Source organism: Desulfotignum phosphitoxidans DSM 13687 (assembly GCF_000350545.1).
In the GTDB taxonomy this organism is placed as follows: Bacteria; Desulfobacterota; Desulfobacteria; order Desulfobacterales; family Desulfobacteraceae; genus Desulfotignum; species Desulfotignum phosphitoxidans.
Genome location: NZ_APJX01000009.1, coordinates 1 through 24,002 on the forward strand (window position 1 = coordinate 1; position 24,002 = coordinate 24,002).

Genomic DNA, 24,002 nt, shown 5'->3' on the forward strand with positions numbered 1-24,002 from the left:
AATCATAAAAAACCTTCAATTTATCACAATATTTATGGTAGAATTTTTTCAGTTTTGCAAGACCTGATTGCTCCTTTTAATGTTGTATTCCATTCACCAAAGAACGTAACCATGTTTATCGTAAAAACCTTTTTTGATTTACGTGAGTTCAATAAGGCTGAGATCAGATGTGAAAAACAATGACACATAGTAACCATAAAACCGATTTGAAACCCCGTTGCTCCAGCAGACACATCATCCGCCGCACCTTTTCGGTCTGCCCGGTCTGCCTGAAGCGGATCCCGGCATCCCATGTCCAGGCCGGGGTTGCAGTTTTCATGGAAAAAGAGTGCCCGGAACATGGATTTTTTTCCACCCCGGTCTGGCGCAATCATGTTCCCATCACAGAGTGGATCGGGGATGTCCCGGAAATCCGGGACGGGGAGAACCTGGACTGCCCCCATGCCTGCGGCCTGTGCCCGGACCACCAGCGGGAAACCTGCTGCGTGCTCCTGGAGGTCACCGGGCAATGCAACCTGCACTGCCGGTTCTGCTTTGCCGATGCAGCCCCGGCATTGGACCCGGCGACCGAAACCGTCAAGGGATGGCTGGACCAGCTGGCGGTACCGGGCAAAACCCTGGTGCAGCTGTCCGGCGGAGAGCCCACGGTGAGAGACGACCTGCCGGAAATCATCCGCCATGCCAGACAGGCCGGGTGTGCCCATGTGCAGCTGAACTCCAACGGCATCCGGCTGGGGCAGGACCGGGAATATGCGGGACAGCTGGCAGAGGCCGGACTGTCTTTTGTCTTTCTCCAGTTCGACGGGATGGATGACGAAGTGTACAGGACACTTCGGGGAAAACCGCTCCTGGACGTCAAAAAAAAAGCCATCACCCATTGCGGAGAGTGCGGCATCGGGGTGACCCTGGTGCCCACCCTGGTGCCGGAGGTCAATGTCCACCAGATCGGGGCCGTCATCGATTACGGGATCTCCCTGTCCCCATGGGTGAGGGGAGTCCATTTCCAGCCGGTCAGTTTTTTCGGCCGGATTCCCCAGATGCCCTCGGACCGGATGCGCCTGACCCTGGACGAGGTCATGGCGGAGATCGAAACCCAGACAGGCGGCCGGATCGCCAAACAGCACCTGCTCAGTTCCCGGTTCAATCACCCGTTGTGCAAGTTCCACGGGGATTTCGTGGTCCTGCCGGACAGCATCATGCCCCTGTCCCATCCCCGGGACCGGTCCGGGCAGTGCTGCGACTCCCCTGTCACCGTGGACCAGAACCGGGCCTTTATCACCCGGCGGTGGCAGAGCCCGGAACCGGATCTGCTGTCACCGGCCGGTGGGGCCCCTTCCAGGTGCTGCCCTGCTTCCGGGAACATCGCCCCCGCCAGCTGCTGCAATCCAGACACACTGACCCCACCCCGTGAAGGACGGTTTCCTGACAAGCCGTCTCAAACCCCGTTTCCCATGAACCCGCCCCCGGAGTCCCTGGACCTGGATTATTTCATGAACCGGGTCATAACCCATGGATTCACCCTAACTTCCATGGCATTCCAGGATGCGGGCAACCTGGACATAGAACGGCTCCGGCGCTGCAGCCTGCACGTATTTGACAACGGCCGGTTCGTCCCGTTCTGCGCCTATTACCTGTCGGGCTGGCCGCCGAAGGAAGTGCCCTCATGATTTCCCCCATCCCATCCTGGACAGCCCAAAGAACCGGCCTGGGTGCCCGGCTGTCCCCAGACACCCTGGAGAAGTGGCAGCTGGAGCGGCTCCGGCAGATGATCCACTACGCCCGGAAAAAAAGCCGGTTTTACCGGAACCACCTGGCCCATGTGGACCCTGGGGCCGTCACCCGCCGGGAGGACCTCGCCGGCATCCCCTTCACGGTTCCCGGAGACATCGTCGAGCAGGGCACCCGGATGGTGTGCATCTCCGCAGGAGAGATCTCCCGGATCACCACCCTGCTCACCTCCGGGAGCCAGGGTCTCCCCAAGCGGATCTGTTTTACCCGGAACGACCTGGACCGGACCGTCGATTTTTTTGCCCACGGTATGTCCACCCTGGTGACCCCGAAAGACCGGGTGATGATCTGTATGTCCAGCGGGACCCCGGACAGTATCGGGGACCTGCTGCAACAAGGCCTGGCCTGCATCAAGGTGTCCTCGCTGATCTACGGCAATATCAGGGATCCGGACCAGGCCGCCGGTGTGGCCGGGGAATTTGACTGCCTGGTGGGGCTGCCCGCGGAAATGCTTTACCTGGCCCGGACCGCCCCGACTCTCCGGCCGGCCACGGTCCTGCTCAGTGCCGACTATGTGCCGGACAGCATCATAAAGGTCCTGGAATCCACCTGGCAGTGCCGGGTGTTCACCCACTACGGCATGACGGAAACCGGCTACGGCGGCGGGGTCCAGTGCGGGGCACGGCAGGCGTATCACCTGCGGGATGCCGATCTTCTGGTGGAAATCGTGGACCCGGACACCGGCACCCCCCTGTCCCCCTCCCGCACCGGGGAGGTGGTCCTGACCACGCTCCGGAATGAGGCCATGCCCCTGATCCGGTACCGCACCGGGGATCTGGCAAAAATGGCCGCCGATCCCTGTCCCTGCGGCGAATCCCTGCACCGCTTGGACAAGGTGTCCGGCCGGCTGTCCAACACGGTCCGCCTGGACGATCAGATCTGCCTGAGCCTGGCGCACCTGGATGAAGTCATGTACGCGATTCCCGGTCTCCGGGGATACCGGGTAGCGGTCCATCCCCCCGGGCAGGTTCACCTGACCCTGGACATGGGCGGAAAAGAGGCATTCCCAAACCTGGCGGATCAATTGAAACAGGCGCTTTCCCTCCCCGTGGAGATCACCCTTGAATACGCATCCCTGCCCCCCTGCACCCCTAATGGAAAACGGGTGCTCACCCTGGATCTATAGCCCTGGTGGTTGTGGTGGCGGCTCAGTCAATACCCTGCCTCTTTCTGATGCCGAAAAGCAAGAATATACAGAATCTCCCTGACCTTTTCGTAGCGATATAAAGCCACATATCCGGACTCGCCAAAAGGAATGATCAGCTCCCGCAATTCCGGCATGTCTCCCAAAGGCCGGCCTATTTCGGGCTCTGATTCCAAAATTGCAAGATAATAACCAATCATTTCCGATGCTCTCTTTGAGGCACCGGGATTTTTTTCAGCCAGAAACCGGCGGCACCGTTCCAGACCCTGAACCGGCCCATCGGTGATGATCAATCGTGGCATGGGGGCATCCCGGTTTCTTTTTCAGAACCCCAGGTTTGAAGCCAGCTTTGAACCTCTTGAGCGGTCAGGTGCTTTCCGGTTTCCTGGTATGCTTTCCATGATGCCAAGGCTTCCTGTTTGAAGCTTTCTTTTTTTTCTTCTCGCTCGATATATTCCCGTATCGCTTCACACATGATCCAGTGTGCTGACCGTTTTTTGACATCTGCCAGTTGCCGGACCCTGTTCTTTAATTCGTCATCGATTTTGATGGACGTGGCCATGACAAGCTCTCCTTATTCCAAAGTGATACCTTTCAATACCATCATTGAAAATCAATATCAAGTTTTTCCCTTATACCGCACAGTTCTAAGCTTGGGTAATACCAGCAGACCTTGATAAATCCAGAAAATTTTCTTGCCGTTTTGATTCAAAACCGGCAATATCTGTTTCCAGTCAGTGACAATTAGAACCAACCATTATCAACTGAGGACAGGTATGGAAAACATCAGTGTCTGCGGCATGGATTTGAAGGATTACCTGATTGAAATGGAGGAGTTTCACGGCGGCCGGTCCCCCGGCATGCTGGTGGGGGCGGTGCTGCTGGATGCGGCAATGGCACGGATGAAACAGACCGAGGCCCTGGTCGTTGTGGCGGAAACCATCAACTGCCTGCCCGATGCGGTTCAGCTGCTGACCCCCTGTACGGTGGGCAATGGATGGCTCCGGATTTTCAACTGGAGCAAGTTTGCCATCACCGCCTATGACCGGACGACCTTCAACGGGATCCGGGCATGGCTGGTGGCTGAGGCAATACCGGACTGGCCGGCGGTCCACCAATGGTTCAACCGGCCCGACCCCCTGAAAGGGATGCCCCCGTTTGAGGAACTGGCGGAGTCGTTCCTGGCCGGCCGGCACGAACTGGTGGATACCTCAGAAGCCCTTGTTCTTGACAGCAAGCTTAGGGATGATCATCCAAAGGAAACCGGCCTGTGTCCCGGCTGCAGGGAGTCCTATCCCCTGTCCTGGGGCGACAGGTGCCCGGCGTGCCAGGGAATGGCCTATTATTCCGTGACACGGGCGAGTGCTCGATAACCCTGCCGTTTTCCAGACAGACCAGGGAATCGGCGACAGACGCGATCTCCTCCATCTGGTGGGACACATAAAGAATGGGAATCCGGAAACGGATGCTCAGGGTCCGGATATATGGGAGCAGTTCCTCTTTGCGGGCCTGGTCCAGGGATGCCAGGGGTTCGTCCATGAGAAGCAGCTGCGGGCTGCACAGCAGGGCCCGGCCGATGGCCACCCGCTGTTTTTCCCCGCCGGACAACCGGGCCGGCCGGCGTTTCAGCAATGATCCGATCCCCAGAAGCGACACCACCGGTTCAACCCCCACGAACCGGTCCGAAGGCTTCAGCCGGTTCATGCCAAAGGTCAGGTTGGCCCGGACCGTGAGGTGGGGAAACAGCCGGGCTTCCTGGAACACGTATCCGATCCGGCGTTTTTCCGGAGGAAGATAAATCCCTGTTTCCCCGTCAAAGCAGCAGCGGTCCCCGATCGTGATCCGGCCCCGGTCCGGCCGGGAAAGCCCGGCCACCATGTTCACCACAGAGGTCTTTCCGGCACCGGAAGGCCCGAACAGGGCCGTGACCCCAGCCTGTTCCGCGGCAAACGCGACATCCAGGAAAAAACCGCCCTGCTGTTTCTGCACCCGGACATCCACCCTGTTTTTCGTGATTCTGCTGTTTTTACTGCCATCCGTCACTGCGTCCGCTGCCGTCATCGTCATCCTTTCATGAGTGTATCAAACCGTCTGGCCATCCATTCCGACAAGACCAGGGCGGTCATGGCCAGGGCCACGGAGATGATGCACAACCGCAGTGCACCGGCCTCCCCGTCCGGCACCTGGGTGAGGGAATACAGGGCCAGGGGCAGGGTCTGAGTCTCACCCCGGATGTTGGAGACAAACGTGATGGTGGCGCCGAACTCCCCCAGGCTCCTGGCAAAGGCCAGGATGGTCCCGGTGATGATACCGGGCACCATCAGGGGCAGGGTGATTGTGAAAAAAACCCGCATCCTGCCGGCCCCCAGGGTCCTGGCCGCATCTTCCAGCCCCGTATCCACGGCATCGGCCGACAGCCGCACCGCCCGGACCAGCAGAGGAAAGGCCATGACCGCCGCGGCAACAGCTGCACCTTTCCAGGTAAAGGCCAGGGTAATTCCGAAGGTATTGTAGAGAAATCCGCCGATGATCCCTTTTCTGCCCAGGAGCACCAGCAGCAGATAACCGGTTACCACCGGCGGTAGCACCAGGGGCAGGTGAATAAAGCCGTCCAACAGGCCTTTTCCCGGAAACCGGCACCGGGACAGGATCCAGGCCGCCCCGATGCCGGCCGGAAGGCTCACTGTCACCGCCAGAACAGACACCCTGAGGCTGAGCCTCAGGGCCTCCCATTCCATGGGGGTCAGGTGCCATGTTTCCATCAGCGGACAGTGAATCCGTATGCTTCAAACACCCGGGCTGCGGGGCCTGACTGAAGAAAATCCAGGAACGAAAGGGCTTCCGCGCCGGGGTTTGCCTGGACGTCTAGGCCCTGTTTCACCAGGGCAGCCGGGTACACAATGGGTGGATGGCTGTCTTCGGGAAAAACCCCGGCCACCCGGACCTTGGCACTGATGGCCGCATCCGTGGCATAAACCTGGCCCAGGGGGCATTCCCCCCGTTCCACCAGGACCAGAGCGGCCCGGACATCTTTGGCCCGGGCCAACCGGTCCGCAATAGCATCCCAGAGACCCAGGTGCGTCATGGCGTTTTTACCGTACATCCCGGCCGGCACGTGGTCCGGATCTCCCATGGACAAGCGCCCGTCCCCCAGGAGTCCGGCCAGGTCCAGACTGGCATCCACCTGCAGTCCGTCATTCGGGCTGTCCATGGGGACAATCAGCACCAGGCGGTTGCCCAGCATGTCCCGGCGGGTTTCGGTGACAATCATGTCCTTTTCCGCCAGGTAGTCCATCCATTTAGGGTTGGCCGACAGAAAGATATCTGCCGGCGCCCCGTTTTCAATCTGCTTGGCCAGAGTGGACGAAGAGGCAAAGGAAAGCCGGAGTTTTACCGGATGATCTGTTTCATACAGGGCGGCGATATCTGTGACCGCATTGGTGGTGGATGCGGCGGCAAATACGGTGATGGGGTGTTCATCAGCCCCTGCCGGTCCTCCCAAAACAGCAGCCAGGATCAAAACAGCGGCTACTGCCGCTGCAAACGATCTCATTTTTTTTATTGTCATGTTCCATTCCTTTGTCTGGTGTCAGTTTTCGGTTTTTTGTTCCGGTCTTGTTGATCGTATCGTTTCCTCACAGTATACTTGCCTTGCCGGCCCGATCATGGTAGATATGACGTTTATAAAAGTCAATATATTTTTTAAAACGTCATTTTCGTTCATAACTATCTGTTCACAGGAGGGGGGGGGGTCATGAAACATACGCCTGAAAAGGTGGACAACCGGGTCAAGCAGTACCGAGTGAAAGCCGGGTTGTCCCAGTCCGCCCTGGCGGAACTGGTGGGGCTCAAACGGCAGGGCATTTACGATATCGAGTCGGGCCGGTACCTGCCCAACACCGGCGTGGCCCTCAAACTGGCCAGGCACCTGGGCTGCCGGGTGGAAGATCTGTTCTATGAAACCGTGTCCGAGACCGACCTACCCCTGGTGATGGGAGAAGACGGCCTGCCGGATGAAGGACGGGTATCCGTGGTCAAAATCCGGGACCGGCTGGTGGTCTATCCTGTGGACGGCCGTTTCACCTTTCCCAGCCTTTTACAGCCCGCCGATGGCGTCTTTCTGCAGGGAAGAGGACAGATCCGGTTTTTCAGCCCGGACACGGCCCTGGATCAAACCATCCTGATCACCGGCTGTGATCCCGCTTTTTCACTCCTGGCCGCCCATGCCGCCCGGATAGAACCCAAACTGCAGATGCGCTGCCGGTTCGGGTCCACCCATGCTGCCATGGAGCGCCTGGCCCTGGGCAAGACCCACCTGGCCGGTGTTCACCTGCACAACCCCCCGGGGGAGGAGGCCAATGTGGCCCTGGCCCGCCGGAACCTGAACCGGACCGGTGCTCTGGTAATGGGGTTTTCTCTGATGGAGGAAGGGCTGATGGTATCCCGGGACAATCCGTTGAACATCCGGACCGCCGCCGATCTGGCTGATTCCGGCATCCGGTTTGTCAACCGGGAGCCCGGCGCGGCCCTGCGCGGCCTTCTGGATGAACTGCTGGCAGGATCCGGGATACCTGTTACCGCTGTTTCAGGATATGACACCCTGGTACACGGCCATAACCAGGGTGCCCAGATGATCGCGTTCGGCATGGCTGACGCTGCTCTGGGGCTGCGCCCCGTGGCCCAGGCATTTGACCTGGATTTTGTTCCTTTGGCCGAAGTCCGGTGTGATCTGGTGGTCCCTGCCGACCTGGTGAACATGCCCGGGATCCAGATCATTCTGGATGCGCTTCAAGGCCGTGGTTTCAGGGATGAACTTTCTCTGCTGCCCGGGTACAGCCAGAAAAAAACCGGGACCACCATTGCCGCATTCTGACCCCCAACATCTTTTTTTAAAAACATGGAATACAATGGCTTTGCACAGCACTATAGGATCCTACCGTATATCACTTCGAAGCTTCTAAAACTATGGTTCTGTCCTCCATTTTTGTTTATTGATGATTGCATCTCTTGCCGTTGTTCTGACTTTATCAGATTCGCTCATATTCCCCGTGTTCGCTGCCGAATGCGGTTCTGCCAAGTTTTCCGCACCAGCGCCATCCGACCTTAAAGGAATGACAACATGGGTAACGCTTTCCGTGTCCTCCATTACCTTGATGGTAATTCCGTCGGGCACCACAATACCTTCTTCCTTGAGAACCGCAGCTGGTTCTGCAATCAGTCTAACTTTGAAATCTTCATCCGCCCGTGCCTTGGTAATTATTTTTGCCCATTGTTGCTGCGCTTTTTTGGCTTGTTCCTCGTTCATGATGAATCTCCTTTCTTTCTGACTTTTGGTCATTGACTGTCTCGGTTATTTAAATCACAAACCAGATATAAGTAAATTACATTATATCTGAGATTGTAATTTACGCCCGTGATCGAAATTCCACTGGTATGATGCTGTGAAAAAGTATCATTATCGGTTCAAAAACGATTTTTCTTCACCATCCGGCCAACAGCATCTTTTATTTTCTCCAAACCATATTTTTCCGTCAAGGCCCCCAATCCCGTCTCCAGATCTTGTCCTATCTTTTCTTCCGGCATGTGAACCTGGTCTTCCCGGTATGAATAAGTCAGTGCTTGTCGACTGCAAATTTGAACACACATGGGTATTTGTTCGGGATCTTCCCCGCACATGTCGCACTTCAGGGGAAGATCGGAATCCGGTTCTTTAAAAATCGTTCTATCCGGGCAAATCGTACTGCAGAAACTGCACTCACTGTATTCTTTCCCATTGATGATATATCTGGACCGGCCTTTACATTCTGTTTTACTGAAACTGCCGGAACGAATGGCAACCCATTCATCGTTTATCTCATTGATTACCATCCGGATCCTGGCACGGCTCGGGTTAAAGCTGCTGTATTTCGGTTTGGCGTGGAATGCTGCACAGGCTATCTCACAGGCGCGGCACCCATTGCAGTTATCCGGATTGATGTGTATTTCCTTGATGATCTTTTTTTCCGAATGATGCATTGCCGTTTTTACCTCCCTGGTTCTTTATTTTTGGAAAGATAATCTGTGAGAGTGAAATTTTCAGCCTTGCGGACTGCAGTAACGGGTTCTTTTTTTCTTCCCTCAGAGTAACATGACTGATCTACATAACAAATATCTTCATCTCCTTTGAGGATTCCTTTTTCGATAAACGCTTTGGCGATATCATCGAGACCCAGTCTTTGTAAGGTTGGGCTGGTGGGGATTCCTTCTTTGGTCCACCCCTTGAATTTGTAGTACGCATCAAGCAGTTCCTGCTCTTTTTCAGGCTCTCTTTTTTTCCAGTGGTTTTCAGGCGGCTTCTCATCACCTTTTTTCAATCCTCTGCTGATGTTAATGGATCTGACAAGATTTCTATTTCTTCTGGCTACTTGCCACAGGTCGTCGGCATCCATATCCATTCCGGTAGCTAAATTGATGAATGTTGGGATATTGTAGATGTGGTATGCGGAGCCTCCGCCGAACTGGCCACGAAAAGACGAACAAAAAGCACAGATCCCCAATGCGTCATCCACGTAGTGCATGGTCTCATTCCAGTCGCAGATGTTAACGGCGGCCTCTACGGATGGATGGGTGCGGGGTTCCCATTCCATGAAGTATTTTTTAAACCGTTCAGGGGCTGATATCCACTCGTCTACAAATTGTTGTCTGTCCGCAATCTCTTTAACAGGATCCTGGGGAAAGGATCCTTCGGTCTGATTAATCGCCATCTTGTCGCTGGTGCAGTACATCAGATAATACGGATAATTCACTTTTCCCAGTTTCAACGGTATCTGCTCAAATTTTTTAATGGTATTGTGATCATACGCTTCGGCGCCATTGCCGATCTGACGGGCTGCTGCATAAACGCCATTGGCCAGGACATCCCCGATTCCTTTCCTGCGGACAAGCATTTCAAGGAGATAATAAAACCTGTCACCGCTGTCATCCGGGAAATCTGGCAGATCTTTGTCGGTTAAAATGCCTGCATCGAAAAGCTCGATTGCAAAGGCGATGGTCTGCGGCCCAGAATAGCTGTCCACACCGTATTCCTGGCTAAGTGCAAGGATATCAAAGGTAAACGTAAGATCCTTGAAAGCCGCCATATGCCAGGTGCCTTTTCCGAAACATTTTAAAATGTATCTCTGCCGTCCGGGCGGCTTCACCACCAGATGACAGTTTTTAGGGCAATTGTAGCAGCCCTGCAGCCGGTCACGGATTTTCAGGGTGTAATCTTTCCATTTGTCTTCCAGTTCCTGATTCCAAAATCCTTTTCGACGCACCCGGGCATTGCCCCAGGCAAAATTATCGTGGTGGAATGCATCGTTCCACTCAATTGCCATAAGGTCGCCATTGAACGGACTGGCGTGAATATCCTGGCTGTGTTTGAGACATAACTGAAACAGCGCTTCAGGATTGAAAACAGAAAAATCCTTTGTGCCGCGCACGGCGATGGCCTTCAGCCGTTTATCTCCCATAATCACCCCAACTCCCCGCGAGGCGCTGGCATTGGAATGTTCTATGGTTGACATGAAAAGTCTGTTTTCTCCGGCAAGACCGATTGCAGCCACCTGAATCCTGGGATCTTTCAACTCTTCTTTGATGATCCATGCGGTCTCTTGGGCCCCTTTGCCTTTAAGGTGAGAGGCATCCCGTATTTCCACTTTATCGTTGTGTATCCATAAATAAACCAGATTTTGTGCTTTGCCATGAATGATAATTTTATCATAACCAGCATGCTTCAGTTCCGGTCCGAAATAACCTCCGAAAATCGAATGAGAAAAAAAGTTCGTCTGAGGTGAAATCGTATCGACCATAGTACGGTTGCAGGCCGGAACAGGGGTGCCGACCAGCAAACCCGTGCTGAAGATAAGCAGATTTTCAGGAGAAAAAGCAGTTGCCTCAGGGCTTACCCGATCCCATATTATCCTGGCGGCTGTACCATTCCCACCCAGATGAAGCTTCATCAATCGCTGGTCTGTTTCTGTTTTATCAATTTTTCCCTCGGTCAAATCAATTTCCAGATTGACACCTGTTTCTGCATATCGCATCATTCCTCCTACTCGCATCTATCTCTGATAAAATCCAGTCCCTGATTCAATAGTCAATCCGACAAGAGCCGATCCTCTCCACAAAAAACCAGCAATCCTTTGTTTTTTTTCCGGGATACCAGGGCCATACCGATACTTTCAGCCAGTTCCACAGCTAGCGCCGTAGGGCCCGATACTGAAAAAATGACGGAAATTCCTGCGCGCGCGGCCTTCTGGACCAGTTCATAGCTGATCCTTGAAGAAAGAACCAGCAAATCGGCCATATCAAGCCTGTCCTGAACCAAGAGCTTTCCTACCGATTTATCCAGCGCATTGTGACGACCCACATCTTCCCCTACAGATAAAAACCCCCCTTCTTTTGTAAACAAAGCAGCGGCATGGCAACTGTATAGAACCATCTGATGGGCCGAAAGACTATCCAGGCAATGCAGTCCGGCCTCCATACTCACTTTCGAAGTTTCCGGTAGTGTCGTCAGGTTCTGTTTGAGGTCATCGATCAGCTCTTTGCCGCAGATGCCGCAACTGGTTTGACTGATAAATCCCTTTCTCTTTAAAATATCGGGGATAAGATGAACTCTTTCCGGCTTCAGAGTCACGGTCACCACATTGATGTCCTGTTCACAATATCCAAGCGTGGAAAAATCATCCATGGAATCAACAAGCCCTTCTCCCAGGCAGAATCCTGCCACGTGGGCGACCTCATCACCAGGAGTCCTCATGATAACAGTATGGGATTTCCCCTGTACCCTTATGGAAAGGGGGACTTCCCTGATCAGTTCAAGAGTGATATCCTCTTTTCTCCGGTCAGATAATGTGATTATCTTGCAATGCTTATCCTGGATCATCTGAACATCCTTATTGAAAAGTCACACACCCTTTCCAAAAGAACACTGCGGAAACATGCATGGTTTGCAGTTCATGCACAGTCCGCCATGCCCAAGAAATGCCAGATCTTTTTTTGTGATATGTTCTCCTGCCATAATTCTGGGGAGAATCAAGTCAAGAACCGTAATCCGGTGAAACAGGCCGCAGGCAGGAACACCTAGAAGCGGTGTTTCATTGATATACCCCACCAGAAACATGGCTCCCGGAAGAACTGCAGAGCCATAATACATTTCCACTGCACCTGCCTCACGGATCCCTGTCCGGGTCACATCATCCGGATCAACACTCATCCCGCCACTCAAAATAAGCAGTTCACATCCCGAATCCAGACATTTCAAAATCGCCTGCCTGATCCGGCTGGAATCATCGGGCACATATTCCACATTCAATACCGGAGACCCCAGGTCATGAATTTTTTTTGACAATACCGGGGCAAACCCATCTTCGATCAAACCGTCATACACTTCATTTCCCGTGATGACCAGACCTGTTTTAAGGCTCTGTAATCGATTGACATTAATGGTTCTTGTGCCATGAGAGGCGGCGATCGAGGCGGCCCGTTCGATGGGAGCCTTTTTCATCACCAGAGGAATGGCCCTGGTAGCCGCAATCAGTTCTCCTTTTTTAACCAGGGTATGGTTGTGCCGGGTGGCGCACATCACCTCCTCGATCATGTTGAATGCAGCCAGCGATGAAACATTGACGGATAGTATGCCATCATAAGCGGCATGCAAGGTGATTTTGCCTTCCCTGGGATCATCGTTCCATTCTACCCCGGTGCCGGCCAGGCTTTTTGCCAGCATTTTTGCGGCCTGATCTTCATGAATCTCATCTTTTTCCATATCCAGAAGATACAGATGATTTTTACCCAGCTTCTGTAGGTGACAAATATCTCCATCACAGACCGTATGATCTTTTCTGAAAGCCGTTCCCTTGAATTCACCCGGACGGATCTCGGTAATATCGTGGGCAAGACGCTTTCCAACGGCTTCGTGAACAGACATTTTTTCCAGCATGAAACCTCCCTTGACAGCTCTTTTAAATTGAATTTTCCAAAACACAGGGGTTTGGTCTGTAATAATCCTTTTCCCGGGCAACGTTTAAGCCGCCCAAAGACACTTCACTGGGATCTGAAAAATACACATCCTCTGAACAGGGCCTGCAAACCGGCTTTCCATCAATCATTATCTCCCGGTGATCTCTCACCAGTTGACCGCAACGGCTGCAAACAATTTTTCTGCGGGTCGGGCCGGGCATGTCGAAATCATTAAGGGTGATGTTTACCCTCTGAACTCTGAACAAAACATCATCGGGCATGCGTTTGTATGCCGCCAGCTGTTGTGCGGATTTTTCAAAGATTTCCGGCGCGTAAACCACTGCAAGATCCCTTGCTTCTTCCGTGGAAATGATCCGAAAGGCCTTATGGGTTTCAATGTTGAGGAATGTGGCTGCCATGATTCCGTAATTCATGAATTTCAGGCTTCTTCTCCCCAGTTTCACACCGGTGACGTGGGCAATAGCATCTCCTGCACATCGATCCATTTCAAGATATACAATCAATTTTTTGATCTGGCTCCGGGATTGCGGATCATCCAGGCCGATCAGGCGGCAGCCCAGCAGGGCCATACGTACCCCGATCACCTGACCAGGGCATAAATGTCCATGTATTTGAGCTGATTCTTGCACAAGGGTTTCAAAATCTTTGCGGTCCGTCATCATGATTCTCCCCATCTTTCATCTTTCAATTGAGAAAGCAGTTGCACATTCGGCATGTCAGCCCTTTGAACCCCCATTCAAAGGGCTGACTCATACCGAATTTCAATCTTTAACAAAATTTCATCAGACTGTTGAATGACTCAATGGGGGAGAGTACAGTGCTGATTTGAACAATACCATTTTAAGACCAAAATCGCCGATCAGCTCCATAACCGCCACCAGCAGCAGCACAGTCATCATGACTGAGCCGGTTAACGCCAGCAGACCGGTGCCGATAATCCCTACCAGCACCACATACCCCAAAAACCATTTTGAGTATTTCCCCACAATGAGCTGCATCACCGTTGCCATCCCTGTGCTGCTTTGATAGGCTGCCCCATGAATCATACTCACCAGCATGACAAATGTTATGGCAATGAGGATCAATTCGGTTGTTTTTAAAAATTGCAGTGCAGCGGGGTCTGCTGCCAGAAACGAGTTGATGCCAAAAAGTATCGTCATGGTCACACCGCCCATCAGTCCATATATCAGGCTGATCAACGGCATCAGTCCGGTATTCCAGAGGGGAATGGACGGAGAATGGGACAAAACATATCCCAGATAAATCATCACGATAAAACAGCCCAGCATGGCCAGAAAAAATACCAGCCCCCCTAAAAAGCCGCCGAATAACGCCCATTTCAAATTCACCATGTGAAGAAACCCGAAACCGGTGAACAGTATCGCACCGACAATCCCGCGGCTGATCCATGCCGTTCGTACATTGGCGATTGCCCGCCAGAACCTTAACGGCTGACCCAGATGCATGAACAGTGCCGCAGGTTTGAAAAAGGTTGTTAAAATCCAACCAAAAATCATTCCCGGCATATAATTGAAAAACGCGGAAACAAAAAAGGTGCCTGCGCCCACATCTCCAAAGAAAAATGCAAGGGCAATTTTCCAGCCCCAGGCTTCCTGTCTTCTATAGCCGACTTTGTATTCATCTCCGACGATGTCATATTTTCTTAAACTCATTTGATCCCCCTGATTTGAATTTCTTGTTAATCAACATAAAAAACTTTGGGTTTCGTGTTCAGCTCTGACAGGGCCTGATAGCCTTTCCTTTTTTGAATAAGCTTGCGCGGCTGACTGACTGGATCATTCAGGTCGCCAAAAATACGCGCCTCTGTGGGGCAGGTCACAACGCAGGCAGGCTGAAGCCCCTGAGCAACCCGTTCATGACAGAACGTACACTTGACTGCCGTTCCGACCGTAAATCGTGGATAACCCTGTTTTTCATAGGGTGTGATTTCATTGCTTTTATGAAGCCCGGCTTGAAAGGTGTCCTTTTTCAGCTTGGCTCTTTTTTTGTATGGACAGGCGGTGATACAGGCCCCGCAGCCGATACATTTTCCATCATCCACAAGAACAATGCCCTCATCCGTGATATAAGTGGCACCCGTGGGACACACCCTGGCGCAGGGTGCGTCTTCGCAATGATTACAGGTGGTGGGAACATACACCCGCGTGACATTGGGATAGGCGCCTATCTCCTCGCTCAAGGTTTCTGTCCAGCTGATTCCGTTGGGCACACTGTTTTCCGCTTTGCAGGCAATTGTACAGGCGTTACATCCGATACATCGTTTCAGATCCAGCACCATTCCATATTTTGCAGTCATAATGCCACCTCCCTTATTTTCTGGCGTAACGGTAATTTTTAATTTCACTTTCAACGATCTTGTCATCGTTGGGGTTTTTTCTGAAGAGCTCTACCTTCACTTTGGCGGCTGTTTCCATTTGCCCACTGTTTGCGCAGGTATTCTTCAAATCTGCAGGAAGGAGCCGGTTATAATGGCCACCCGCCGGTTTCACCACAGCATGATAGCCTGTCCACCGTGACAGGGCATTGGAAACCCCGACTGTTTCAACATGCATGCCTTCGGTTACCCTGGCAAGCCCCATGATGGTGCCATAGTTGGAGGTGACCTTGATCAGATCACCATCGCTGATACCCCGTTTTTTTGCTGCCAGGGTGTTAATAAGAATTCCCATATGAACCGGATCTTTGTAAACGATATCCGAAATCCACGGGATACTCAGGTTCTCACCGAAATTGACCTGAACATCCTTAAAGGTGATCGCATACATGTCATATTCTTCAGGTTCTTTATGCACCGGATCCAGCACCGCGTTTGGAATCGCCTGATAGTCATCCCATTCCCAGATATCATAGAAAGGCACGTTGGCTTTTTTCATATTCTCTTGAAGCTCCTTCTTTCGGGTCAGAATATCTTCAATGTAAAAATGAATCCGTTGACCTTCCCATGGACGGTAGAATTTATCCGGCCTTCTCATGGTGCTTGAGTGGCCTTTTTCTATGTACCAATCAAGATCCTTGTCATTCCACATCTTGCCTTTTCTTTCAGCGATTTCCTTGTCGGAATACTTTTTTCCCGGTTTCAGCATCAGCTCGGGTTTTTCAAAAAACATGTTCGCATAATTCTGGATTTCATTCCACTGATCCAGAATACCGATCCTTTCAGAAATCTCATTGAATATTTCCTCCTCACTCTTGCAATCCCAGAGCGGTTCAATGGCAGGTTGTGTAAGACACTGGCCTTCCGTCAAAGGCGGCTCGATCATGACCATGTTCCAGCGTTCAAGGTTGTCCAGAGTCGGCAGGACGATGTCCGCCCATTGGGTGCTTTCATTAAGCAGGATATCGATGGCCACGATAAATCGCATGTTGCGCATGATGTCAAAATATTTTTCCTGGGGACCGTTCAGGTTCCACAAAGGATTGGAATGACAAATCAGCATGGTATCGGGTTTAAAATCCATCCCCCATTTTTTCTGATCAAAAAACGTCTGGGTGATCAGATGGCCGGGATCAACCCCCAAGGGGAAATAATCCATCAAATGAGCCGTATTGGGTGGATAGGCAAAAGGGACTTCCGGATGCAGCTGATGCGGCGTTGTTTTAATCTGCCCGCAGTCACCTTCCCAGATGTGACCCCGGTCAATCATGAAATCATCCAGCGTAACCCCGACATGACCACCCGGGGTGTCGATATTGCCGACCAGAAAATTGACCAGTTTAAAGCTATGGTTGGTCATGCTTCCGGTTTTGTGTCCCTGGGCACCTCTGTAGTAATTGTAGGCAGCCGGTCTGAAAGGCAGTGTTTTGCCGTCAATTTTAATGCTTGAACCAATACTTGCCGCTTTGGCGAACTCCCTGGCAATCCGCTGAATGGTCTCTGCGGGAACCGTGGTAACCTGGGAAATTTTTTCCGGGGTACATTTGCTTATGTTGTCTTTAAAAAGCTGGAATGCCGGGGAGGCTTTAACCCCTTCAACCTCATACTCTCCTTCAAGGGCATAATCTTTTATGGTCTCGTCATTCCACAGCTTTGCCTTGTTGTCCACGGAATCCCATACATAGATGTTTCCTTCTTCATTTCTGACAAAAAAGCCATCCGGCCCGACCAGATAAACGGCATTGGTATCTTTTTTCAAAAACGCTTCATCATACAGTTTCTCATTGATAAGTACATGACACAAACCCAGTGCAAAATGCCGGTCAGTCGCAGGCCGGATGGGAACCCATTCGTCCGATTTCGCCGCAGATATGGAAAGCCGCGGCTCCACCGTGACAAGATGCATCCCGCGATCAACCCGGGCTCTGGCCATGTGACGGGCTGCCCCTGCCATATGAAGGTGAGATGAAAACCCATCCCCACCACCATTATTTATCCAATAATTACAATATGATGTGTCATTTCCAGCAGCAAAAGTAGAATGGATAAACCCGTTCATGGGATGATATCCGCCTCCGCATTGGGTCCCCACCACCGAAAAATAATTGGCGTTTCCTCCAAAAGCGGCCGGCCACGCCCACAAATAGATCTTCTGGAAATCATTAATTGCGGGGAGCAGTTTTCTGGGATCATCTTCAAACGTTTTTTTCAGTTCCCGTCCCACGGTATCCAGTGCTTCTTCCCATGAGATAGGGACCCAGCCCGGATCATCATCCGGTCCTTTTCTCGGGTTGGTCCGCTTCATTGGGGTTTTAATGCGCTGGGGATCATATAGCCTTAAAAGAGAAGAATTCCCTTTCGGGCAGATCCCGCTTTCATTGCTCGGGTTGGTGGGATTTCCTTCAACCTTGTTCACTACCCCCTCATCCGTAACATGAACCCTTACACTGCATGAGTGTAAACACATTTTACAGGTCGAGTTGATCCATTTTCCGGATTTCACGGAATTCTGTACAGCACTTGCATACATGTTTCCATCTCCTTTTGTTTATGATTTAGAAATGTTGTCCAGCATTTCAATTCTTCTGTCTCTAATTTCCTCAATCAACTCAAGCTGAGACGCATCAAGGTGCTTGTATTTACCAATCAGAAAAAGATATTCGGTTATCGGAATCGGGTCATCCACGGGATGTGTGAATTCAAGTCGTTTTGTAGCGTTTGAATATTCCCACAAAGGCACAATATTGGATTCCACCGCTTTTCTTCCGACTTCGATCAGTTTTTCAGGCGGAAACCGCCACCCGGTCGGGCACGGAGAAAACACGTGCAGATATGCCATTCCTTTCTTTGAAGCCTCTTGGGCTTTGTCCAGTTTCTCATAAAAATCATCCATAAATGCTGTGGATGCAGTGGCCACATATTCACAATTGTGCATCATCATAATAATGGGAAGATATTTGGCATCACGGGTTTTTCCTTTCAGGGCAGACCCCACCGGCGTGGTGGATGTCCAGGCCCCGTAAGGGGTCGTGCTGGATCTTTGAACGCCCGTGTTCATGTATCCTTCATTGTCGATACAGATATAAATCATCTTCTCGCCCCGTTCCGCAGCACCGGACAGAGACTGGAACCCCACATCTGCGGTACCGCCGTCTCCGGCAAAGGCCATCATAGTGATATCCCGTCCGATCCGGTTATAGTACCGTTTTATACCCGCCAGCATGGAGGCGGTATTGGTCAGAAGGGGATGAAAAGACGGCACCTTTGTGGCGGTCACACCATTTACCCCTACCGCACCGACACCTGCGGTACAACCCGGTGGTATGGCAAGCACTGTATTGGATCCTATTTTTCTGAGGCTGTGCCGAAACAACAACTCTGTATTGCAGCCCAGGCAGGACGAAATACCGGGTGCTACCAGATCTTCCACATTACCCCAGGCGTTGAACAGATCGGAATTTTTAAGCAGTTTCAAGGCATTTCTGTCACAGACCTTGACACATGCCGGATCACCGCCGCAAAGATCGCATTTCATGACTCTGCCGGTCAACTCATTGATGGTGATGCCGGCGTGGGAACAGCTGAGCGTGCATATTTTGCATCCAACACACGTATCATCACAGGTGATGACACCTGTCTCGGGGTCTTTTGAAAGAGCCCCCACCGGACAGTTTTGAACACACTCCGGTTCCGAACACTGACGGCACAGGGCCAGTCCAAATTTTTTATTTTCATCCTTTGCCAGTTGAATCCTTGAATGTTCAAAAGCGCCGGAATCGTCGTGCACCAGAGCACAGGCTTTCACGCACTCATCACAGCCGTCACATTTGTCCGGATAAAAAGCAAGGGTCGCAAAACTTTTTCCCAAAACGATATCTCCTTTTTTAAAATTGTCTAAAACAATTCCCGCATCACTTGTCTTCCGGTTTCAAGAGGGGCTTTGATAAAATCATTTTTCCGTGAGGACAGATCTGTTCTCCTCAGGATCAGTTCTTTTAAAATTCCGGGATCCAGCCGCCTGTTAATGGCAGAAACACCTGTCAACACATCGTCTTCAAAAGTAAATCTGGAAAAACTGATTTTCCCAGCATCTGTTTGGATGGCAACCTCGTCATCTGAAGCATCAGAGGTTATTTTTCCGATGGAAAAAGCAAAATTATCAAAAAAACCAAAGGTATTCATATTCAGGTTCCCGGGATAATCCCGGGCATATCTGTCTTCCACCATATCCATACCTGCTGTTACTCCCTGATCAGTGGCACAGGGGATGGTCCCGCCGATGCTTTTCCTTTGAGAAAAAAATTGACTGCAGACGGCCACATCACCGGCGGCCCAAACATTGGGGACCGATGTCCGCATCCGGTTATCCACAACGACCCCATCCTTACAATCAATACCCGACCCTGCAAGAAAATTGATGTTGGGATTGATCCCTGTTGAGATGACAAGCATATCCCCGGAAACCGTTTCGCCGTCATCGAGCGCCACCATTTTTTTGCCGTCACTTTCAAACAATTTTGTCACTTTTTTTCCGGTCAGAACACAGATCCCGTTTTCGACAAAAATGCTTTTAATAAACTCGGATGCCTGGGTATCAAAACTCGTTGGCATGACATGGTCAAAGGCTTCTATGACAGAAACCTTTAATCCGGATTTAAAAAGACTTTCCGCCGTATGCATTCCGATGAAACCGGCCCCGATAATGACGGCTGAATCTGCCATGGCACTTTGTTTTTGAATGCTTACGGCATCTGCCATGGTACGGATCGATGCGAAATTGACTTCTTCAATTCCGGAAATTTCCGGGATCAAAGCGGAAGCACCCGATGCCACGAGCAGTTTTTTGTATCCAATGGTTCGTCCGTCATCCAGCACCACCTGATTGGCGGTGGTATTGACCCGGGTGACAGAAGCACCGTTTATAAAGTCAACCCCCAGATTCTCGAAAAAATCCGGTTTTCTCAACCCGGTCCGCTCCGGCTGTGTTTTTCCGGAAATGACATAAGGCAGGGCGGTTGGTGAATACGGTTCTGTTTTTTCAGCAGCGATCACCGTCACAGCTGCATCCGGATCACACCGTCTTATGGCATCCAGAGCGGAGAGTCCGGCATGACTTGCGCCGATAATAAGAAAGTTGGTATACATGATAACACCTATTCATTTATCCATATGGTTGATTTGGGCGGATCACCGTTCAACGCGCGTTTCGTTGTCGTGATGACATTTTTGAAATCATTGATGGTAATATCGGCGCCTGCCAGGCCCCCGATAAAACTGACGGCCGGAATCTTTTTTTCCATCCGGTAGAGAACCCCTAAAACTTCCTGGTATACCGGCCCGCACCCCCATCCAAAATTGACCGCCCGGTCTATCACACCGACAGCGCCGACTTTGGATACCGCATCAAGAAGCGCAGCCTGGGGAAAAGGACGGAAAGTCTTGATCTTAATCAGTCCTACATTTTCACCTGCCAGGCGCATTTCATCCACCGCATCCTTGCCGGCCCCTGTCATGCCGCCGATGGTAATAATCGCGTAATCCGCATCATCCAGTAGATATTCTTCCACCAAAGGGGCATATTGCCGTCCAGTCAGCGCGGCCCACTCATCATGGGCCGCTGAAATCACATCCAGGGCATTTTGCATTCCATTGCAGGTTCCCTTCCGGTACCGGACAAACCGGGAAGGCCCGACACCGCCGGCACCGCCTGTCAATGGATCAACACCCATGGGTTTGTCCGGATCCAGGGCCACATGCCAGTTCGTATTTTTTTCGCCCAGAAATCCGTTCACCATCTCCTGATCCGGGAGCAACACCTGCTCGACGCCATAGGACTGATAGTTTCCGTCATGGCACACATTCACCGGGAGCATGACGTTGCGGTCTTCCGCCACCCGGTAGGCCATGATAATGGTATCCAGAATTTCCTGGTTTGTTTCACAATACATCTGAATCCAGCCGACCTCTTTGACCGTCATGGCATCCTGCTGTCCCCCCCAGACACACTGGGGCGTAATACCGTCCCGGGTCACCAGGGACATGACAATGGGAAGCCGTAGCGGCGGGGTCCTGAAATACGGTTCAAACATAAATGCCAGTCCTTGGCCGCAGGTCGCGGTATAGGTTCTGGCACCAGCCAGGCACGCCCCCTGAAGAACCGACAATACGCTGTGTTCACCTTCCACATCCATCAAGTCCGCCTCAATCACCCCATCAGCTACAAACTGCGCAACATATTCGGCAAGGGATGATTGCGGGGTTATGGGATATACCGCCACCATATCGGGTTTTGCCTTGGAAACCCCCCATGCGGCAGCCTCATTGCCGTCACATACAATCTTTTCAATCATACCTCTGTTTCCTCTTCCATTTTGATTGCATTATGGGGGCACTCATAGGCGCAGACCCCGCAGCCTTTACAGATATCAAGATTTGCCTCGAACCAGGTGGCTTTTTCCGTGATGCACTGGGTGGGGCAAAATACCCAACAGGTACCGCATTTCACGCAGTTTCTCCGCATCACTACCGGCCGTATGGCTCGCCAATCGCCGGTCTTGAGAAAAACAAATTTGGTTGATATCGGGCACAGATCATTGGGAATGGTTGAACTGTCAAAGGGGGGATTGGATTGTCTGATCATGCTTCCTCCTTTCTTTTGATTTCCAACACGGAGGTGTTTTCATAACCACGCCTGACCGCTTCAATGTTCTTGTTCAAGGCCGCATCTCTGAACGCCACCGATTCCATGGCTTTATTGATCGAATCAATGGAAACAAGACCCGTGGTTTTTGCAAAGACTCCCAGCATAATGGTGTTGGTGATCGGTCTTCCAATAATTTCCATGGCCAGGCCGAAGGCATCACAGACCCCGACCTTTGAAATGGTGTCCGGAAACGACAATTGAGATATCTTTTTTTTGGTTGCCTGAACAAGTACGGCATTGTCATTGATGCCTTCAAAAATATCTACGGATTTTGAAAGTGTCGGATCAATACACACGATACAGTCCGGGGTGTAAATATTTGTCACCTGTCTGATTTCCTTGTCATCAAAACGAAGAAAGGCGGAAACCGGCGCACCCCTTCTTTCAAACCCGAATGAAGGGATGGCTTTGGCCACATGACCTTCCTCCACCAGGGCTTTGGCCAGAATTTTGGATGCCATGACAGCTCCTTGACCGCCCCGTCCATGAAAGCGCATTTCAAACATCGCATCTCCTCGTCAACTGCATTTTTCGCAGTCTTTTTATATTGGAACATTGTGTTCCAGACGGTTCAAACCGCCTGGAACAACTCTTGTTTATAACTTGCGTTTCAGAAAGGAGCCGCTTCCCGGTTCCACCACGATTTTTCCATCGGAATATGCCACTTTACCGCCCTTTAAGACTGTCCGGGGCCACCCTTTGATGTCTTGTCCTTCGAACAGAGAGAAATCACTGTAGGAAAACAGTTCTTTGCTTTCCACGGTTCGGGATAAATTGAGGTCAAGAATAACGATGTCCGCATCGCTGCCCTCTGCGATAATGCCTTTCCGGGGATAAAGCCCGAATATTTTGGCGGGATTCACGGTTGCCTTGGTGATGATTTTTTCTATGTCAACACCCCGTTTGTGATACCCCTCGTTGATCATGGCGGGGAAATGTGTCTGAAGAATAGGATACCCGGGCATCGCACCCAGCATCCCTTTTTCTTCCTGTTTGACTTCCAGGGTCATACTGACATTGTCCGTGCCAAGAGAATCAATGGTATCATTTTTCACTGCTTCCCACAGCCCGTCATTGTCTGATGCATCTCTGAGGGGCGGCAGCATTTTTCCCTTCAGTCCGAATGCACCATCTTTGTTCACTGTCAGATAGGCGGACGTGGTTTCACCAAACACGGCGGCGCCTTCATTCTTTTTTATTTTTGCCAGGCGATCTGCCCCGGCTTTTGAGGAAATATGAACAATATATAGCCTGTTGCCCGCTTTTTCCGCCAGATAACAGGCCCGCATAATGGCTTCCTCCTCAGCGATGTCCGGGCCTGTTTTGGCCCAGTCACCGAGCGTGCCATCCGGATTTTGGGCACTGACCTCATCAAAGGCCCGGTCAATGATGGACTGATCCTCGCAATGGACGCATGCGATGGCGTTATCACCGAATTTTGCGATTTTTTTAAACCCGTCAAGAATAAATCCGTCGCTGACATTGGGAAAAACACCTTTTACCCCTGCCATATAAAACTTAAACGATGTAATACCGAATTCCTGATAACATGCTTCCATCTCATCCATCTGATCCGGTGTAAATATGGCCAGGTGCATAAACATATCCACAGAGGATTTGGCCTCAATTACATCAATCAGCCCTCCGACCTGACCCAGATAGGACTGATCACCGCCCATGAATAATCCGCAGGTGGTTACCCCTCCGGCCAGTGCAGCACGGGTCTCATGCTCGCATTCAACGGCAAAATCATTGAAAATTCCCAGGTGAATATGGGGATCGATGACACCCGGCATTACAATATTACCTGATGCATCCAACACCTCTGCGGCACCTGAAAGATTTTTTCCAATTTCCGCGATTTTTCCATCTTTTATGCCAACCTCGACATCAAGAAATCCTTTTTCCGGGTTGAAAACTTTTCCATTTCTGATGATCAGATCCAGCATGTTCAGCCTCCTTGTTTA

Annotated in this window: 23 protein-coding genes and 2 pseudogenes; 5 read left to right on the plus strand and 20 right to left on the minus strand. The window is 51.4% G+C overall.

Annotation, left to right across the window (positions count from 1 at the left end):
* The 3 genes from DPO_RS26150 to DPO_RS17455 form a co-directional block, all read left to right on the plus strand.
* On the plus strand, positions 1-183 hold a 183-nt coding region (locus DPO_RS26150), incomplete at its 5' end, for a hypothetical protein (protein ID WP_040012044.1).
* Complete coding sequence (gene trsS, locus DPO_RS17450) at positions 180-1,667, plus strand: radical SAM (seleno)protein TrsS (RefSeq protein WP_006967560.1); 1,488 nt, start codon at positions 180-182, stop codon at positions 1,665-1,667. The genes DPO_RS26150 and trsS, both read left to right, overlap by 4 nt.
* Positions 1,664-2,914 (plus strand): DVU_1553 family AMP-dependent CoA ligase, encoded by a 1,251-nt coding sequence (locus DPO_RS17455; RefSeq protein ID WP_006967562.1) that lies wholly within the window; start codon positions 1,664-1,666, stop codon positions 2,912-2,914. Before trsS ends, DPO_RS17455 begins: the two co-directional genes overlap by 4 nt.
* Positions 2,915-2,940: 26 nt before the next feature.
* Here the strand turns inward: DPO_RS17455 and DPO_RS17460 are convergent, their stop codons facing one another.
* Both DPO_RS17460 and DPO_RS17465 read right to left on the minus strand, forming a co-directional pair.
* The gene (locus DPO_RS17460; protein WP_006967564.1) at positions 2,941-3,234 is read right to left on the minus strand and encodes a type II toxin-antitoxin system RelE/ParE family toxin; all 294 of its coding nucleotides are present in this window, start codon (positions 3,232-3,234) and stop codon (positions 2,941-2,943) included.
* Entirely contained in the window at positions 3,222-3,494 is a 273-nt protein-coding gene (locus DPO_RS17465; protein WP_006967566.1) for a CopG family ribbon-helix-helix protein, read from the minus strand. The genes DPO_RS17460 and DPO_RS17465 overlap by 13 nt, the downstream gene beginning before the upstream one ends.
* Before the next feature lie 265 nt (positions 3,495-3,759).
* Here DPO_RS17465 and DPO_RS26485 point away from each other — a divergent pair.
* Positions 3,760-4,233, plus strand: a pseudogene (locus tag DPO_RS26485) (FmdE family protein); the annotation flags it as partial.
* On the opposite strand, the gene modC reads toward DPO_RS26485, so the two are convergent.
* The 3 genes from modC to modA are packed head-to-tail and all read right to left on the minus strand — an operon-like array spanning position 4,172 to position 6,500.
* Positions 4,172-4,993 carry a molybdenum ABC transporter ATP-binding protein gene (gene modC / locus DPO_RS17475; protein WP_006967568.1) on the minus strand — a complete coding sequence of 274 codons (822 nt, stop codon included), beginning with the start codon at positions 4,991-4,993 and terminating at the stop codon, positions 4,172-4,174. The pseudogene DPO_RS26485 and the gene modC overlap by 62 nt on opposite strands.
* Before the next feature lie 2 nt (positions 4,994-4,995).
* Entirely contained in the window at positions 4,996-5,694 is a 699-nt protein-coding gene (gene modB / locus DPO_RS17480; RefSeq protein WP_006967570.1) for a molybdate ABC transporter permease subunit, read from the minus strand.
* Positions 5,694-6,500: a molybdate ABC transporter substrate-binding protein gene (gene modA, locus DPO_RS17485; RefSeq protein ID WP_006967576.1), complete on the minus strand. Its 807-nt coding sequence runs from the start codon at positions 6,498-6,500 to the stop codon at positions 5,694-5,696. The genes modB and modA overlap by 1 nt, the downstream gene beginning before the upstream one ends.
* Before the next feature lie 186 nt (positions 6,501-6,686).
* Here modA and DPO_RS17490 point away from each other — a divergent pair, with 186 nt between their 5' ends.
* The gene (locus DPO_RS17490) at positions 6,687-7,805 is read left to right on the plus strand and encodes a substrate-binding domain-containing protein (RefSeq protein WP_006967579.1); all 1,119 of its coding nucleotides are present in this window, start codon (positions 6,687-6,689) and stop codon (positions 7,803-7,805) included.
* Between the two features lie 90 nt (positions 7,806-7,895).
* On the opposite strand, the gene DPO_RS24095 is transcribed toward DPO_RS17490, so the two are convergent.
* The 15 genes and pseudogenes from DPO_RS24095 to DPO_RS17565 all read right to left on the minus strand — a co-directional run bounded on the left by DPO_RS24095 (position 7,896) and on the right by DPO_RS17565 (position 23,984).
* Positions 7,896-8,237, minus strand: coding sequence for an NHLP leader peptide family RiPP precursor (locus tag DPO_RS24095; protein ID WP_006967580.1), 342 nt, complete (start codon positions 8,235-8,237; stop codon positions 7,896-7,898).
* Positions 8,238-8,857: 620 nt separating this feature from the next.
* Positions 8,858-8,947, minus strand: a pseudogene (locus tag DPO_RS26620) (4Fe-4S binding protein); the annotation flags it as partial.
* A gap of 8 nt (positions 8,948-8,955) precedes the next feature.
* Positions 8,956-10,995 carry an aldehyde ferredoxin oxidoreductase N-terminal domain-containing protein gene (locus DPO_RS17505; RefSeq protein WP_006967583.1) on the minus strand — a complete coding sequence of 680 codons (2,040 nt, stop codon included), beginning with the start codon at positions 10,993-10,995 and terminating at the stop codon, positions 8,956-8,958.
* Positions 10,996-11,048: 53 nt separating this feature from the next.
* On the minus strand, positions 11,049-11,840 hold the full coding sequence (gene fdhD, locus DPO_RS17510) for a formate dehydrogenase accessory sulfurtransferase FdhD (protein ID WP_006967590.1): 792 nt from the start codon (positions 11,838-11,840) through the stop codon (positions 11,049-11,051).
* 21 nt (positions 11,841-11,861) lie between these two features.
* On the minus strand, positions 11,862-12,896 hold the full coding sequence (locus DPO_RS17515; RefSeq protein WP_006967593.1) for a molybdopterin-binding protein: 1,035 nt from the start codon (positions 12,894-12,896) through the stop codon (positions 11,862-11,864).
* A gap of 22 nt (positions 12,897-12,918) precedes the next feature.
* Entirely contained in the window at positions 12,919-13,599 is a 681-nt protein-coding gene (locus tag DPO_RS17520) for an FmdE family protein (RefSeq protein WP_328284779.1), read from the minus strand.
* Between the two features lie 120 nt (positions 13,600-13,719).
* Positions 13,720-14,610, minus strand: a complete 891-nt coding sequence (locus tag DPO_RS17525) for a DmsC/YnfH family molybdoenzyme membrane anchor subunit (protein ID WP_006967595.1) — start codon at positions 14,608-14,610, stop codon at positions 13,720-13,722.
* Between the two features lie 26 nt (positions 14,611-14,636).
* Complete coding sequence (locus DPO_RS17530; protein ID WP_006967597.1) at positions 14,637-15,254, minus strand: 4Fe-4S dicluster domain-containing protein; 618 nt, start codon at positions 15,252-15,254, stop codon at positions 14,637-14,639.
* Positions 15,255-15,267: 13 nt separating this feature from the next.
* The gene (locus tag DPO_RS17535; RefSeq protein ID WP_006967598.1) at positions 15,268-17,862 is read right to left on the minus strand and encodes a molybdopterin-dependent oxidoreductase; all 2,595 of its coding nucleotides are present in this window, start codon (positions 17,860-17,862) and stop codon (positions 15,268-15,270) included.
* A gap of 18 nt (positions 17,863-17,880) precedes the next feature.
* The gene (locus DPO_RS17540) at positions 17,881-19,200 is read right to left on the minus strand and encodes a thiamine pyrophosphate-dependent enzyme (protein ID WP_006967599.1); all 1,320 of its coding nucleotides are present in this window, start codon (positions 19,198-19,200) and stop codon (positions 17,881-17,883) included.
* Positions 19,201-19,226: 26 nt separating this feature from the next.
* Positions 19,227-20,477, minus strand: a complete 1,251-nt coding sequence (locus DPO_RS17545; RefSeq protein WP_006967603.1) for an NAD(P)/FAD-dependent oxidoreductase — start codon at positions 20,475-20,477, stop codon at positions 19,227-19,229.
* Positions 20,478-20,485: 8 nt separating this feature from the next.
* Positions 20,486-21,682: an NADH-dependent phenylglyoxylate dehydrogenase subunit alpha gene (gene padG / locus DPO_RS17550; protein ID WP_006967604.1), complete on the minus strand. Its 1,197-nt coding sequence runs from the start codon at positions 21,680-21,682 to the stop codon at positions 20,486-20,488.
* Positions 21,679-21,972 carry a 4Fe-4S binding protein gene (locus DPO_RS26490; protein WP_006967605.1) on the minus strand — a complete coding sequence of 98 codons (294 nt, stop codon included), beginning with the start codon at positions 21,970-21,972 and terminating at the stop codon, positions 21,679-21,681. The genes padG and DPO_RS26490 overlap by 4 nt, the downstream gene beginning before the upstream one ends.
* On the minus strand, positions 21,969-22,541 hold the full coding sequence (gene padE, locus DPO_RS17560) for an NADH-dependent phenylglyoxylate dehydrogenase subunit gamma (protein ID WP_006967606.1): 573 nt from the start codon (positions 22,539-22,541) through the stop codon (positions 21,969-21,971). Before padE ends, DPO_RS26490 begins: the two co-directional genes overlap by 4 nt.
* 90 nt (positions 22,542-22,631) lie before the next feature.
* A complete protein-coding gene (locus DPO_RS17565) occupies positions 22,632-23,984 on the minus strand; it encodes a dihydroorotase (RefSeq protein WP_006967607.1) in 1,353 nt (450 codons plus the stop codon).
* Positions 23,985-24,002 lie beyond the last annotated feature (18 nt).